Source organism: Ignavibacteriales bacterium, assembly GCA_026390775.1.
Lineage (GTDB): Bacteria > Bacteroidota > Ignavibacteria > Ignavibacteriales > Melioribacteraceae > Fen-1258.
In genome coordinates, this window is sequence record JAPLFF010000007.1 from 545,021 (window position 1) to 561,049 (window position 16,029).

Consider the following 16,029-nt stretch of genomic DNA (forward strand, 5'->3'; position numbering starts at 1 on the left):
AAACAGATTTTGAACAGATATTAATTATAAAATACTGCGATTTTAATTTGAAGGAAAGTGGAATAATCCGGGTGAAAAAATAGATTCAAAATATTCTTTGAGTCATTGATCTAATCGGACTATTTTACTTATATAAAATCTTTTCACAAGGTGAAAAAATGAAAAAGCTTCATTTATTTTTTATTGCTGCTCTTTTCTCGTTTAGCTTCTTATCAGCACAAACAGAACAATCAATTCAACTTAAGGACGGATGGAAATTCAAGGTCGGTGATAATTTAGATTATGCAAAACCAGGATATGATGATGGTCAATGGAAAGGAATTCAAGTTGATAAAATTTGGGAACAGCAAGGTTACGATCCACTAGATGGTTATGCTTGGTTTCGTATTAAGATTTTTATTCCTTCTTCATTAAAAAATAATTCATTCTTAAAAGACAGTTTGAAAATATTTCTAGGTAAGGTGAACAATTTTGATCAATCATTTATCAACGGAAATATTTTCGGCATCAACGGAAAAAATGTAAGTGCAACTACAATTATTGATACAAGCTTTCTTAATGCGCCAACAATACTTTGGGATTACAACCGCCGTTATACTCTTCATGTAAATGATCCAAGAATTTTGTGGGATAAAGAAAATGTAATAGCTGTTCGTGTTTTTGATCAAGGCGGACAAGGAGGAATTTACACCGGTAATGCCGCAATTAGTATGGTTCATATCAGCGAGTATTTATCGCTTGATTACCAGCAAGTTCCCTTTCTCTTTAAAAATAAAACCGCTTCAAAATCATTAACAATAAAAAATACTTCCGATAAGCTCATAATTAGCGGAAAGTTTATCATCCGCGCAGAAAACAAATTGAACAAAGAAATTATTTATGAAAAATCCTCAGAAATTAAACTCAAGCCAAACGATTCACGGAAATTTGATTTCAGTTTGATGAATCAAGATCAATCAAGTTATGTGAATTACATATTTGAATTTGCTCACAACAAAGAACAAACTACTTTTAAGGAAGAAACTCCATACATATTAACTTTAGCGCAATCTCAAAAACCAAAGATTAACGGTGCTAAAGTTTACGGACAACGATCGAACAAACCTTTTCTCTACACAATAGCTGCAACCGGTGTGAGACCAATGATGTTTGATGCAGTCAATCTTCCAAAAGGATTATCAATAGATAAAAAAACCGGAATTATTGCAGGAAAAGTTTCCGACAAAGCAGAATACAATGTAACACTTGTAGCAAAAAATAAATTTGGTTCAGCAAAGAGCAAATTAAGAATTGAAATAGGTGATAAACTTGCTCTCACTCCGCCAATGGGATGGAACAGTTGGAACGTTTGGGGATTAACTGTTGACCAGGAAAAAGTTTTAGCTTCGGCAAAAGTTTATAAAGAAAAAGGATTGATGAATCACGGATGGACTTTTATTAATATTGATGACGGTTGGGAAATTGTCGGTAACTCACCTGATCCCAAACGTGCTGCGGACGGAAATATTTTATGCAATTCTAAATTTCCAAATATGAAAGCACTTGGCGATAGTCTCCATTCACTCGGACTTAAATTCGGAATTTATAGTTCGCCGGGTCCACTTACGTGCGGCGGTTATACCGCAACATATCAGCATGAACTTCAAGATGCAAAATCGTTTGCTTCTTGGGGTATTGATTATTTGAAATATGATTGGTGTTCATACGATAATATTGCAAAAGACACTTCGCGCGCCGAGAGGATTAAACCATACATAATTATGCAAGAAGCTCTGCAAAAAATTGACCGTGATATTGTGTACAGCTTGTGCCAATATGGAATGAGCAAAGTTTGGGAATGGGGTGGAAGTGTTGGAGGAAATTTGTGGCGCACAACCGGCGATATTAACGACACATGGCAAAGTTTAAGTGATATTGGATTCAGTCAAATTGAAAATGCAAAATATGCTAAACCAGGTAACTGGAACGATCCCGATATGCTTGTTGTTGGCTGGGTTGGTTGGGGACCAAGTCTGCATCCGACAAAATTAACTCCCGATGAGCAATACATACATATCAGCATGTGGAGTTTACTCTCTGCTCCGCTTCTCATCGGTTGCGATCTTACAAGACTGGATGATTTTACTCTGAACTTATTAACAAATGATGATGTACTTGCAATAGATCAAGATCCGCTTGGAAAGCAGGCAACACCAAAAATCATCAAAGATAATATTCAAGTTTGGGTAAAGGACTTGGAAGACGGAAATAAAGCAATTGGGATTTTTAATCTTGGAAGTGAATCCAAAAAATATTCCTTAGATTTTTCGGAGATTGGAATAAAAACAAACTCAAAGGTTCGTGATCTATGGCGGCAGAAAGATTTAGGAAAGTTCAAAGAGAAATTTGAAACTCTTGTTCCTTCACACGGTGTAGTGCTAATAAAATTATTTGAATGAACCTTTTAAGCTTATTCTGATTTATTTCTTAAAAAGTTTATTGTTATATTTGTACAGATAGTTTTTAACATTGTAAGATTTGCAGAAAAATTAGAGGACTTACATTTTAGATAATTGTAAGTCCTTTTTTGTTGACCATTCATCATACTGTTAGTTTAAAAACATATCGAAATCAATTACCATATTTTAACAATTGGAGAAGTAGTGAAAGGAATTAGAAACATTGCTATTATAGCGCACGTAGATCACGGCAAAACAACATTAGTTGATCAAATATTAAAACAGTGCAGCGTTTTCAGAAAAAACCAAGTAGTGCGGGAAAGATTCTTAGATTCAAACGATCTTGAGCGGGAACGAGGAATAACCATCCTTGCAAAAAACATCAGCATTCCATTCAAAGATTATAAAATTAATTTGATTGACACACCCGGTCATGCTGATTTTGGCGGTGAAGTTGAACGCGTTTTGAAAATGGCAGATGGTGTATTGCTTCTTGTTGATGCATTTGAAGGACCAATGCCGCAAACAAGATTTGTTCTTGAAAAAGCTTTAGCTCTTCATTTAAAACCTATAGTCGTTATCAATAAAATAGACAGAACTGATAATCGTCCGGTAGAAGTACTTGACGAGATTTATGATTTGTTCATAGATTTAGATGCACACGAGGACCAACTTGGTTTTCCGGTAATCTATGCAAGTGGAAGAGAAGGTTGGGCAGTAAAAGATTTAAAAGATCCGCGCACAAATATCAGTCCCCTTTTAGATTCAATAATTAATGATCTCCCTTCACCTCCTGTACTAGAAGGTACAACTCAGATTCAAGTTACTTCGCTCGATTATAGTGATTATGTAGGAAGAATTGGAATCGGCAGAGTTTTCAGAGGAACATTAAAACGGGAAGAAAAATTATCTATCATAAAAAGAGACGGTTCAATTCGTGATACTGTTCCAAAACAAATATTCGTTTTTGATGGTCTTACTAGAACTGAAGTTGATGAAGTTCAATGCGGAGACATTTGTGCAATCGTTGGAATTGAAGATATAGATATTGGCGATACAATCTGTGATGCACTAAATCCTGAACCGCTTGAAATTATTTCGATAGATGAACCGACCATTAGCATGACTTTCACCGTTAATAATTCTCCTTTTTACGGAAGAGAAGGAAAATACGTTACGTCGCGTCAACTAAGAGACAGACTTTATAAAGAATTAGAACACAACGTTTCTCTCAAAGTGCAAGACACAGCCTCACCGGATTCTTACAAAGTTTCCGGCAGAGGAATATTACATCTTTCAATATTAATTGAAAATATGCGCCGTGAAGGATATGAACTTCAGATTCGCGAACCGAAAGTAATTTACAGAGAGATCAAAGGAAAAAAGGCAGAGCCTATCGAAGTTCTTGTTGTTGATGTTCCTTCAGAGCTTGCCGGAAAAGTTATTGAACTTGTTGGTCAACGCAGAGGTGAATTATTAAAAATGGAATCCAAAGGAAATTTGAATAAACTTGAATTTCATATTCCAACAAGAGGAATTGTTGGTCTGCGTACAAAAGTTTTAACTGCAACTTCTGGTGAAGGAATAATGCATCACAGATTTTTTCAATATGAATATTTTAAAGGCGCAATAAACAAAGTTACAAGCGGTGTACTGATCTCTATGGATGAAGGGCCATCTACAGCTTATGCCATTGATTCTCTTCAGGATAGAGGTAAATTTTTTATTGATCCGGGTGACATTGTTTACAAAGGACAAATAATCGGCGAGCATACTAAAGAGAATGATATTGAAGTTAACATACAACGTGGGAAAAAATTATCAAACATGCGCGCTTCGGGATCGGATAAAGCTGTTAAAATAACCCCGGCAATAAAATTCTCTTTGGAGGAAGCTTTGGAATATATTTCTGAAGATGAATTGGTTGAAGTTACGCCAAAATCAATTCGTTTAAGAAAATTGCATTTAGACGCAAATGACAGAAAAAGATATAATCTTGGAAAGACTATTTGATATAATCAAAAAGTCATATACTTTTAGGGTATTAAATTCTTACTATAGTTGGTAAGAATGTTTTAACATCAAAAGGAGAGCAACACAGTATGGCAAAGGGAACAGTAAAATGGTTCAACGACAAAAAAGGGTTTGGTTTTATTACTCCAGAATCTGGACCAGACGTTTTTGTTCATCATTCTGCAATTCAATCTGATGGATTTAAAACTCTAGCTGAAGGCGATAAAGTAGAGTTTGAAATCGTCGATGGGCCAAAAGGTCCGGGAGCAGCTAACGTTAAGAAAATAGACTAATCTTTTTCAGAACTTAACAAATAACTATCCAGTGATTTTCCAAAGAGGCAGACATAAAAGTTTGCCTCTTTTTTTTTATTCCAACAATTGTTTCTTGACAGCGAATAGAATTATTCGTTTTTTGCTATAAGATAATTTTGAGAGATATCTGAAATGAAAAAATATCGAAACAAATCTCCTGAAGAAGTAATTAAGTTAGTAACAACAGAAATTATTGAACGCGCAATCAAACTTGGAAGTAAAAAAAAACGATCTATATATATTAGTATTACTTCGGGCGGAAAAGGGACAGACGTCCTTACACTTAATCCAAAAACAAATGAAGGCAAAATTAATTTAGAAAAATTTTTTACTCCCATTCGAAGACACTACACTTTTTCCGGATTAGGCTCTCCCGAAGAACCTAACGCAATTCATTGGCGTTCACTAAACCTTCCGTTTGGCAGGAGAACACTTTTAACATTTCAAGTGGCGATTTCTTTTTTATTAAAAGGTACTCCAATAAAAAATAAATTTTATAAATGGATGGGCGCACACATCGGGAAAGGTGCAGAAATTATGCAGATGACTTGGTTAGATCACTTTCGGCCTGAATTAATTTTCATTGGTGATAACACTCTCCTCGGTGCATACACTCAATTAACAGTTCACGCTTACGAAGGTGCGGGTAAATTTCGGTACGGATTAATTGAGATTGGCAATAATTGTAAATTGGGCGCCGGAACCGGTATGGGACCGATTCAAATTGAAGATAATGTTAGAACACTTCCGGGTACAACACTATCACCATATTTCTCTGTTATCAGATCCGGTTCGGTTGTAGGATGGAATCCTCCGAATGTGAAGGAATTAAAACCGAAAGATGATAAGAAATAAATTATTGTATGAATTAATTAACTGTTATTAATTTTTTCCAACTCTTCCCACCGATCAAACAATTTTTTTATTTTCGTTTTAGCTTGTTCTAATTGTGTATTGAGTTCGTTTGTTTGTGCTGCATACTTATCATAAAAATCCGGCGAAGAGAATATTCCCTCAATTCTTTCTATTTCATTTTCTGTTTTTATGATTTCTTCTTCGATAGTTTTTAACTCTTTAGATTCTTTCCAAGTTAATTTTTTTGTTTTTGGTTTTACACGAGGATCATCTTTTTTCTCTTTTACTTCTGGAGTAAGATTATTTTTTATACGTGTTTTTCTTTTCTCGATATAATAATCATAATCACCCTCACTGAAATAAGTCTCTCCGTTTCCTTCAAATGCAAGAATTCCATTACAAACACGATTCAGAAAATATCTATCATGACTAACAACAACTACGCATCCCTCAAAAGAGATAAGCGCTTCTTCTAAAACACGCAGAGTAGGCAGATCAAGATCATTTGTTGGTTCATCAAGAAGTAAAAAATTCCCGCCGTTTTTTAAAATCCTCGCCAATGTAAGCCGGCTTTTTTCTCCTCCGGAAAGTCTTCCGACTTTTGTATTAATTCGATCATCAGAAAAAAGAAACCGTCTAAGATATGTCCACACACTTATTTCCGTTTTACCAAACTTAAGTGTTTCACTCCCTTCGCCTATAGCTTCAATTACAGTGTCATCATCATTTAATAATAACCTTGCTTGATCAACGTAATTGAATTCTGTTTTTTCTCCGGTATCAATTTTACCAAACGTCGGCTGAAGAATTCCTAAAATAATTTTGAGCAGTGTTGTTTTTCCAATTCCATTTTTACCAATTATACCTAATTTTCTTCCGGGTATAAAATTAAAGTTCAATCCATTGAACAGAATTCTTTCACCAAGTTTAATACCGACATTTTTTAGCTCAACGACTTTATTGCCTAATTTCTCGCTGGGAGGGATAATTAGTTCAACATCGAGTTCAACTTCGGTGTTTTGTTGTGAAGCAACTTCGTAAAAATTATCGAGCCGGCTTTTTGCTTTTGTCCTTCTTGCACGCGGACCACGTTTAACCCATTCAAGTTCGCGCCGTAAGAAATTTCGCCGTTTCTGTTCTTCAATTTCTTTTACTGTTTGTCTTTCCGTCTTGTTAATTAAGTAGTCGGTGTAATTACCTTGATGTGAAAAAAATACCCCTGAAGCAAGTTCAACAATTCTGTTTGCAATGCTATCTAGAAAATAACGATCGTGCGTTACAAAAATACATGTGCCTTTGTAGTGCGAAAGAAAATCTTCGATCCATTCAATTGAATCGGTATCAAGATGGTTGGTTGGTTCATCAAGAATTAGTAAATCGGGTTGAGAAATTAAAGCACGGCATAAAGCAACACGCCTCTTCTCACCGCCGGATAATGTTGCAACAACTCTTCCAGGTTCGGGTGCGTGCAATGAATTAATAAGCAGATCAATTTTTCGTTCTAGATTCCAGCCATCGAGTTGTGAAATTTTTTCTTCTAGAATATGTCTTTTCGATGAATCATGCGATAGATTTTCATACTCGTGTATTAATTCAATAATACGTACAGCGCCATCTAAAATATTATCATGAACTTTTTTTGTCTCATCAAGAGTAAATTCTTGTGATAGAAATCCAATTACAAGATCTTTCTTCTTAGCAATTTTACCGGTATCGGGAACTATAACTCCGGATATAACTTTTAGAAATGTGGATTTCCCCGCTCCGTTTCTTCCCACTAATCCAATGCGGTCACCTTCGTGAACACTTAGCGAAGCTTTATCTAAAACTATTTGTTCACCATAATGAACTTCAAGTTCAAGTGCAGACAGGATTACCGGGTTAATATTATTTTCCACTTTGCCTTAAGATAATTGATGGGGAATAAAAAATCTGTAGGTTTTCCTCAGCTTCGATGATTTTCAACATATTTATTTATCTTATCAATCATTTTTTCTTTTTGATCATTATCAAGAAAGCTAGCTTGAAAAGAATTTTTTGCAAGATTACAAACTTCTTCTTTCGATAAATCTAGAGCCTGTGCAATTGCTGAATAATTTTCATTTACATATCCGCCAAAGTAAGCCGGGTCATCAGAATTTATTGTAACCAAAAGATTTTTTTGAATCATTTTTTTCAACGGATGTTTTTTAAGATCATCAACAACTTTCAATTTTAGATTTGATAACGGACAAACTGTTAGCGGCATTTGTGATTTAACCAATTGATCAATCAGATTGTTATCATCCATTGAATTATTACCGTGGTCTATTCTGGAAACATTAAGATGTTCCAAGGCTTCCCAAACATAATTTGCCGGACCTTCTTCTCCGGCGTGAGCTACAGTAAGAAAGCCTTCACGGAGTGCCATGTTAAATACATTTTTAAATTTTGATGGAGGATTTCCTACTTCAGCGGAGTCCAATCCGACCGCAATAATTTTATCTTTGTGAGGTAATGCCTCTTGCAGAGTTTTAATAGCAGAGTCTTCATCTAGATCTCTAAGGAAACACATAATTAGTTTTGCGGAAATGCCAAAATCATTCTCGGCATCCGTCAAAGCTTTATGAATACCGTTAATCACCGTCTCAAATTTAATTCCTCTATTAGTATGTGTTTGGGGATCAAAGAATATTTCACAATGGAGGATATTCTGCGAAGAAGCTTTTTCAAGATAGGCCATGGTCATCTCATAAAAATCTTCTTCTGTAAGAAGAACTGCGGCACCTTCATAATAAAGGTTTAGAAAATCTTGTAAATTATTGAAATGATACGCCTTTTTTAATTCATCAACTGATTTGTATTTAATTTCTATTTTATTCCGTTTAGCAATTTTAAACATCAACTCGGGGTTTAAAGTCCCCTCTATATGAAGATGCAACTCTGCTTTGGGTAAACCGTTGATAAATTTTATCATTTGTATTTCGTTTGTTATTGTTTAATTAAAAATAACTTCGTAAAAAAATTCTAGAGATTATAATGTAAAATTTTGATGATGAATTTGATGAAATATGTAAAGAATTACAACCCCGAAAATAAAAAGCCCTAAATAAGATTTAGGGCTTTGTCTTTTGGCTCCGCGGTTCCGACAAGTCGGAATCTTTTCTCTATTGAGTTATGGTGGGTTAATCTTTTCTGCGAATTTTTGAAGAACCGATATAGTATTTACCGACCAGACTTGACAAACCTTGATCAATAATCTATTTTTACGCACCAATTTTAGATAATAAAAATTCCGCGGTAGCTCAATGGTAGAGCATGCGGCTGTTAACCGCAGGGTTGCAAGTTCGAGCCTTGCCCGCGGAGCTACTCAATCCCGATGGTGAATCGGGATTTTTTATTTTAAAAAATATTTTCTCTTTCATTTCTATTTTACACAAAATGATAATCTTAAGAAGTTTTTCACCTAGAAGTTTTAGTCATCCCTAATAAAATATTGAAATAAGTAGAAAATCACTCTCATACTTAGGAATCGAGGTTATATCTCATTAAAAAAGTAATAAATCTAAAAGATATTTACATCCAATCCCTCCAAACTGTATGGCACGTAATATGTCATTACATTTTATCAAAATAAATTATCAAGAGTTAAGGACTAACAATCTATTATCTTTTTGAATAAATGATTTAGTAAATGACGTATTGTTTTAATTATAATAAATAGGTAAGGAGTAGGACAATGGCCATAATAGTTATAATTGATGATGATCCCGATATTCTTGATGCAAGCAGTTTGGTTTTGAAATCGAAAGGTTACAATGTTTTAACAACAACTAATCCCAATGATGGTTACAAACTTATTAAAGAAAAAAAACCAGATTTAATTATTCTAGACGTAATGATGGATGAGCCTGATGATGGGTTTTTCTTAGCTCAAAAACTTAGAAAAGAAAAAGTTACCACACCGATATTAATGTACACTTCAGTCTCAAAAGCAATTGGAATGGATTTTGGCAAAAACGAAATGGTTCCTGTAGATGACTTTGTAGAAAAACCGATTTCGCCAGAAGAACTTGTTGAAAAAGTAACTGCATTATTGCAAAAAGCTAAGGAGAAAAAATAATGTTAGTTCTAGAAAAAAATGCTATGACAGACGAGATTGAAAGATTAGTTGATAAATTCGGTAATGACCGATCATCTCTTTTACCAATTCTACAGGAAATTCAGAAAAAACATAAACACATTCCGGATTATGCTCAACAAGAAATCGCACGCCTGCTTGATATTCATCCTGTTGAAATCTACAGTATAATTTCTTTTTACTCATTCTTAAATACAAAACCTAAAGGGAGAAATATTGTACGGCTGTGTCAAACTATAACATGCGATTTAGCTGGAAAAAAATCAGTTGCTAATGCAATTGAACGTGAACTTGGAATAAAATTCGGTGAAACTACCAAGGACAATAAATTTACACTAGAGTATGTGAATTGTCTTGGAATGTGCGATCAAGGTCCGGCATTATTAATCAACGAAAGAGTTTATTCGAAAATTAATTCTGAAAAAGCTGTGCAAATTCTGAAAGTGGTGAAATGATGGAAAAGATAAATAGAAAAGGTGCTGTTTTGTTTTCCGAATACAAAAAGGGTGAAGGAATTAAAAAAGCAATTTCACAATCACGAGAAGATATTCTATTTGAAATTCGCGATTCTAAATTAAAAGGGCGCGGCGGTGCAGGATTCCCAACTGCAACAAAGTGGACCTTAGTTTCCGCCGCATCATCAGAAGAAAAATATATTATATGTAATGCAGATGAAGGAGAACCCGGAACATTTAAAGATCGTGTACTTCTTCTTGAATATCCGGAATCAGTTTTTGACGGAATGGTTATAGCAGGATATGTAATTGGCTCTAAAACCGGAATAGTTTACCTGCGTGGTGAATATGAATACATGAAAAAGTCTCTTGAAGATTATTTGGAAAGTATGAGAAAAGATAATCTGCTTGGGAAAAATATTCAAGGCAAGAAAGGATTCGACTTTGATATAATAATTAGAATGGGAAGCGGTGCATACGTTTGCGGTGAAGAAACTGCATTAATTGAATCACTTGAAGGAAATAGAGGTGAAGCACGAAATCGTCCTCCATTTCCGGTTACAACAGGATTCTTAGGCAAACCAACAACAGTTAATAATGTAGAGACTCTCGCATCAGTTGCACACATTATTACAAAAGGCGGTGAATGGTTTAGAAAATATGGCACAGATAAATCAACGGGCTCAAAATTATTTTCTGTTTCTGGTGATTGTGAAAAACCGGGAGTATATGAATTGCCTTGGGGAACTAAAATTTCAGAACTATTGAAATTAGTTAGTGCAAAAAATACAAAAGCAGTTCAAATAGGTGGAGCTTCTGGCGTATGTATTCCTAAATCTCAATTTGAACGTACTCTTGCATATGAAGATATACCAACTGGTGGTTCGATAATTATCTTCAATGAAAGCAGAAATATGCTTCACGTTCTAAAAAACTTTATGGAATTCTTTGTTGAAGAATCTTGCGGTCAGTGTACGCCATGCAGAATTGGAAATGTAAAATTATTAGAAGGCGTAGAATTGATTGAAAATTCAAAATATACATTTTCTTATATCAATCAATTAAAAGAACTGGGACATTCAATGCAGGTTTCATCGAAATGCGGATTAGGACAATCAAGCCCAAACTCATTCATCTCAATCATAGAAAACTTTAAGGAGGAGATATTGAACGGTAACGGAGGGAATAATGGAAAGTAAGGAGATCTTAAGAGCGCCGGGTAGTCAAAAAGCATTAGTGATTGAGAAACCAACAGACCTGACTACTATTGGCGGTACCGTTACTGTTGAAATAAATGAAAAAAAGATAACTGTTCCACTTGGTACAACAATACTGGAAGCATGTAAAATGTCGGGAATCAGTATTCCAACATTATGTCATCATGAAGATTTATGTGTTGCCGGAGTTTGCAGAATATGTGTTGTTGAAGTTGAAGGTATGAGAACACTTCAAGCATCTTGCGCTTTTCCAATTACAGCTCCGATGAAAATAAAAACTTCTACTCCTATGGTAAGAAAAGCACGCAGACATATAATTGATCTTTTGTTAAGCGAACATTATGGAGAATGTTATTCATGTTTTAAAAACGGCAAGTGTGAACTGCAATCTCTCGCTAAAGATTATGGTGTAGATAGTTATACATTCGGTCACGTTAATAAACCAAAATATGAAACTGATAATTCTTCATACTCAGTAATTCGGGATATGAGTAAATGCGTTCTTTGTAAACGCTGTGTAAGAACGTGTATTGATCTTCAGGAAGTTGGAGTACTTGAAGCTGTAGATCGCGGAGATAAAACTCATATAAGCACATTTTTAGATAAACCTCTTAGTGATGTAATATGTATCAATTGCGGTCAATGTATTAACCGCTGTCCAACTGCTGCGCTTCGTGCAAACGATCCTTCAGATGAGATATGGGATGCAATTGATGATCCAAAGAAACATGTAGTAATTCAAACTGCACCATCTCCTCGCGCAGCTATTGGAGAAGAATTTGGTTTGGGCGCAGGTCATTCTATGACACGTGAAATGAATACAGCTTTGAGAAGAATTGGTTTTGATAAAGTGTTCGATACAAATTTTACAGCTGATCTTACTATCATTGAAGAGGGGACAGAATTAATTATTCGTTTATACAAAGCGATGGTACAAAAAGAAAATGTTGCACTGCCGCAATTTACATCATGTTCTCCGGGCTGGGTAAAATTTATTGAGCATTATTATCCTGAGTACCTTGATAACCTCAGTTCAGCAAAATCTCCGCAGCAAATGTTCGGTACTTTGATAAAAACATTTTATGCAAAGAAAGCAGGAGTTGATCCGGCTGATGTCGTCTCTGTTGCTGTAATGCCGTGCTCTGCAAAGAAATTTGAATGCAATCGTCCTGAAATGAATAGCAGCGGTTTTAAAGATGTTGATTACGGTTTAACCACGAGAGAACTTGCACGAATGATTCGTGAAGCCGGGATTAATTTACCCGAGATGCCGAAGAGTGATTTTGATAATCCGTTTGGTGAAGCATCAGGTGCAGGATTAATCTTTGGTGCAACCGGTGGAGTTATGGAAGCAGCAATTCGTTCTGTTGTTGAATTTGTTCTCGGTAAAAAAGCGGAAGATATTTTTGAAAGAGCAAACATTATTCCTCTACGTGGATTTGATGGTGTAAAGTATATGGAAATTCCTATAGGATATAAAGTCGGTCCCGTTCCGGAAATAATTAAACATCTCGTTCCTAATTGGGATTGGCTCAAAGGTGCAACTTTGAAATTAGCAGTTGCTCACGGAACAGCTAATGCTAAAAAGATTATGGATAATATAAAGGCCGGAGGAAAATTCTCCGAATGTCATTTCATAGAGTTTATGGCTTGTCCAGGCGGATGTCTTGGCGGAGGCGGCCAGCCGATTCCTACAACACCTGAGATCCGTAAGTTAAGAGCAAAAGCAATTTATGCTGAAGATGAATCTCTGGAACTTCGTAAATCTCATGAGAATCCTCATGTAGTTCAGATCTACAAAGAATTCTTAACAGATGGACCTTGTGGACATTTATCACATAAATTGTTACATACGCATTATATAAAACGCGGCAGATATATAGCGTAATTATATTCAAAGGAGTTCAATATATTGAAACCTTACATTTGAAAGTGATGAAATGACAGAAGATCAAAATGATAATTCGCATTGGAAGCTTGGAATAATTTATTTTAATCCTAAGAATGAAAAAGTTTTTGTTCCAAAACGAATCGGGATAGGTTGGACAATAAATTTTGCAACTTGGCAGGCAAAATTAATATTAGCTACCTTTATTGTGATTATCCTTGTCGCAATAATAAAACCATTTCATTAACCAAGATTTTATTTTTACTTTTTCTATATATTTACAATAGAATGATGTAAGGAAACAATAACATTACTTAATAGATATGCTACCTCTTGTACCAGATTGGGCTCAACATTATGGGGAATTTTGGAGAGCTGTTAGAGTTCGTAATCTATGGTTCATTAGACTCCGGTATTTCGCCGCATTAATACTTTGTGGTTTTTTTCTCGTTGGTGAATTTCTTCTTGATCTTAATTTTTCCAAGGATCAGATTATTGCAATTCTCAGCATTTCCTTCCTAATTCTAATTTACAATATCATACTTCATAAATTTCAAAATTATGCAGGAAACGATCCTAATAAATTCAATTGTCTGCATCTATCACTGATTCAAATGATTCTCGATCTTACATTTCTAATGATACTGGTTTATTATACAGGATTGATCGAATCGCCACTTTATTTATTTTTTATTTTTCACATGATTATTGGAAGTATGGTTCTCCCGGGATATATCGTTTATTTAGCTGCGGGATTGATCAGTTTTTCTTTTACTATTCTTGCATTATTCGAAAGATTACATTCTATAAAAAATCATTTCATTTCCGGACTTTCGGTTGGTTCACACCTTCATACATTAACTTATGATATACTCTTCATAATTATTTTCACTCTAATGCTTTTTATTTCTGTTTACATAGCCAACAGAATAGCTCATCAACTGTACAGAAGGGAACAGCAATTACGAACATCACTTGAAAAACTAAATGAAGCGGAGATTGCAAAACAAAAATATACTATTGGTATAGTCCATGAGATTAAAACACCAATTGCCGCTGTACGTTCAATTTTAGACATAATTCACAAAGGATTTGTAGGATCGATAAGCGATGAGGTAGATCGAAAAATTGAAAGGGCGGAACTTAGAACAGAAGAAGCACTTAAACTTATCAACGATATTGTAAAAATTTCAAAAGTAAAATTACTTGAAATAAAGTTGACTGATGATATTAATTTAGATGAATTTATTGCTAAGGTTATTGATAATTTCATGGAATCCGCTAAAGATAAATCCGTAAACATTTTTTATAAAAATAAAAGTGGCAAGCTGTTAGTCATAAAATCTGATAAAATTTTATTTGAACTATTAATTTCTAATCTCATTGCAAATTCTATTAAGTATGTTGATGAGAATGGAGTTGTAGAAGTTAATGTGAATGATTTGGGTGAAAATTTTTCTATTGAAGTTTGCGATAATGGGATTGGTATTCCGCAAGAAGAGTCAAAAAAAATATTCGAGCAATTTTACCGGGCTTCCAACATTGATAAAAAAGTTCATGGGGGCACTGGAATGGGATTAGCGATAGTTAAAGAAATTGTTGAAAGGTTGGGTGGAGTAATTAAAATAACTAGCCCATCGCCATTAGCAGAAGAAGGTAAACCTGGTAGCAAATTTGAAATAGTTCTTCCGTACTCACTAAGAAATTCGGAGAACGATAAATTTGAAGTTAACAATGAAGGTTACTTAATAAACAATAGTAATTATTAGAATAGACTTTTGAATTGCTGCAGTTCTACCGATTGCATCTATATAAATTCATTCCGATCATTTCTAATTTTCTATCCATTAATTATTCATTAATAAGGCCGCACCTGATAGGATCAAAATTACAGCTGCAACCCTTCTATATAAATATTCTTCCCTAAATAATTTACCGCCGGCTATCACAGCAATTAAAACCGAAAGCCTCTTTATTGAAAGAACCAGAGCAACCGGAGCTAATTTTGTGGCTTCAATTTGAGTATAGCGGTAAATAACTGTGAAGAATGAAATAGCAATTACCGTATAGAATACTTTTTTATCAATACTCTTTACTTGCGTAATAATGTTTCTATGCTTGATTAAAATAATTACAAAAAAGATGAGCGCATAAAACAATTGCTGAAACGCCATGAATGTATACGGCGGAAGTTTATATTCCTTTAAGAGAATCCGATCGAGTAGCGAGGTTACCGTGAATAAAATTAAAGCGATAAACACATACGAGTATTTTGAACTGCTGAACATTACCTTGAATGGGGCGAGCATATTGTTACTGCCTTTCCGTAGTTCCAGAAAGTAAGCGCCTATTAACATTAAAATAATTCCGAGCCATTCTGTTATGTTTAATATGTCGTTGATAAAAATTGCTCCTGCTATCGCAACCAACCCGGGCGATAATGCTAGGAGCGGAAGCGCTTCGCTTATTTCCAAATTCTTTACTGAAAACATAACGCACAAAAATGCGCCCGCGCTTAGAATTGTTTTGAAGAATAGTATAGATAAACTGATCGGAGATATTTCGGCTAAATGAACCGAAAAGAAAAACGGCAAAGAAAAAAGCAGAGTGGATGCTGAAATAATAAAAGAAAAATCAAGCGCGCTAAGTGAGAATAAAATTTTTTTCTCGTAAACAGCCGATGCTGCTGAAAATAATGCGGATATAAAAGCCAGTATAAACCAGTTCAT

At 34.7% G+C, this 16,029-nt stretch carries 13 protein-coding genes and 1 tRNA gene; 11 read left to right on the plus strand and 3 right to left on the minus strand.

The window, feature by feature from the left end:
• Window positions 1-158: 158 nt before the first annotated feature.
• The 4 genes from NTZ27_07650 (at window position 159) to NTZ27_07665 (ending at window position 5,620) form a co-directional block, all read left to right on the plus strand.
• Window positions 159-2,438: a putative Ig domain-containing protein gene (locus NTZ27_07650; GenBank protein MCX6174606.1), complete on the plus strand. Its 2,280-nt coding sequence runs from the start codon at window positions 159-161 to the stop codon at window positions 2,436-2,438.
• A 204-nt stretch (window positions 2,439-2,642) separates the two neighbouring features.
• Complete coding sequence (gene typA / locus NTZ27_07655) at window positions 2,643-4,451, plus strand: translational GTPase TypA (GenBank protein ID MCX6174607.1); 1,809 nt, start codon at window positions 2,643-2,645, stop codon at window positions 4,449-4,451.
• An 89-nt stretch (window positions 4,452-4,540) separates the two neighbouring features.
• Window positions 4,541-4,744, plus strand: a complete 204-nt coding sequence (locus NTZ27_07660; GenBank protein MCX6174608.1) for a cold-shock protein — start codon at window positions 4,541-4,543, stop codon at window positions 4,742-4,744.
• A gap of 153 nt (window positions 4,745-4,897) precedes the next feature.
• On the plus strand, window positions 4,898-5,620 hold the full coding sequence (locus tag NTZ27_07665) for a hypothetical protein (protein MCX6174609.1): 723 nt from the start codon (window positions 4,898-4,900) through the stop codon (window positions 5,618-5,620).
• A gap of 17 nt (window positions 5,621-5,637) precedes the next feature.
• Here the strand turns inward: NTZ27_07665 and NTZ27_07670 are convergent, their stop codons facing one another.
• Both NTZ27_07670 and NTZ27_07675 read right to left on the minus strand, forming a co-directional pair.
• Window positions 5,638-7,518, minus strand: coding sequence for an ATP-binding cassette domain-containing protein (locus NTZ27_07670; GenBank protein ID MCX6174610.1), 1,881 nt, complete (start codon window positions 7,516-7,518; stop codon window positions 5,638-5,640).
• Between the two features lie 47 nt (window positions 7,519-7,565).
• Window positions 7,566-8,576 carry an adenosine deaminase gene (locus NTZ27_07675; GenBank protein MCX6174611.1) on the minus strand — a complete coding sequence of 337 codons (1,011 nt, stop codon included), beginning with the start codon at window positions 8,574-8,576 and terminating at the stop codon, window positions 7,566-7,568.
• Window positions 8,577-8,893: 317 nt separating this feature from the next.
• On the opposite strand from NTZ27_07675, the gene NTZ27_07680 reads away from it, so the two are divergent.
• From NTZ27_07680 to NTZ27_07710, 7 genes are all read left to right on the plus strand, one after another.
• Window positions 8,894-8,965, plus strand: a tRNA-Asn gene (locus tag NTZ27_07680).
• Window positions 8,966-9,338: 373 nt separating this feature from the next.
• Window positions 9,339-9,722 (plus strand): response regulator, encoded by a 384-nt coding sequence (locus NTZ27_07685; protein MCX6174612.1) that lies wholly within the window; start codon window positions 9,339-9,341, stop codon window positions 9,720-9,722.
• Window positions 9,722-10,195, plus strand: coding sequence for an NADH-quinone oxidoreductase subunit NuoE (gene nuoE / locus NTZ27_07690; GenBank protein ID MCX6174613.1), 474 nt, complete (start codon window positions 9,722-9,724; stop codon window positions 10,193-10,195). The genes NTZ27_07685 and nuoE overlap by 1 nt, the downstream gene beginning before the upstream one ends.
• Entirely contained in the window at window positions 10,195-11,394 is a 1,200-nt protein-coding gene (locus NTZ27_07695) for an iron hydrogenase (protein MCX6174614.1), read from the plus strand. The genes nuoE and NTZ27_07695 overlap by 1 nt, the downstream gene beginning before the upstream one ends.
• Window positions 11,384-13,300 carry an NADH-dependent [FeFe] hydrogenase, group A6 gene (locus NTZ27_07700; protein ID MCX6174615.1) on the plus strand — a complete coding sequence of 639 codons (1,917 nt, stop codon included), beginning with the start codon at window positions 11,384-11,386 and terminating at the stop codon, window positions 13,298-13,300. The genes NTZ27_07695 and NTZ27_07700 overlap by 11 nt, the downstream gene beginning before the upstream one ends.
• Before the next feature lie 52 nt (window positions 13,301-13,352).
• The gene (locus NTZ27_07705) at window positions 13,353-13,547 is read left to right on the plus strand and encodes a DUF5808 domain-containing protein (protein MCX6174616.1); all 195 of its coding nucleotides are present in this window, start codon (window positions 13,353-13,355) and stop codon (window positions 13,545-13,547) included.
• Between the two features lie 76 nt (window positions 13,548-13,623).
• Window positions 13,624-15,069, plus strand: a complete 1,446-nt coding sequence (locus NTZ27_07710; GenBank protein ID MCX6174617.1) for a HAMP domain-containing sensor histidine kinase — start codon at window positions 13,624-13,626, stop codon at window positions 15,067-15,069.
• Window positions 15,070-15,147: 78 nt separating this feature from the next.
• On the opposite strand, the gene NTZ27_07715 is transcribed toward NTZ27_07710, so the two are convergent.
• Window positions 15,148-16,029, minus strand: coding sequence for an EamA family transporter (locus tag NTZ27_07715; protein MCX6174618.1), 882 nt, complete (start codon window positions 16,027-16,029; stop codon window positions 15,148-15,150).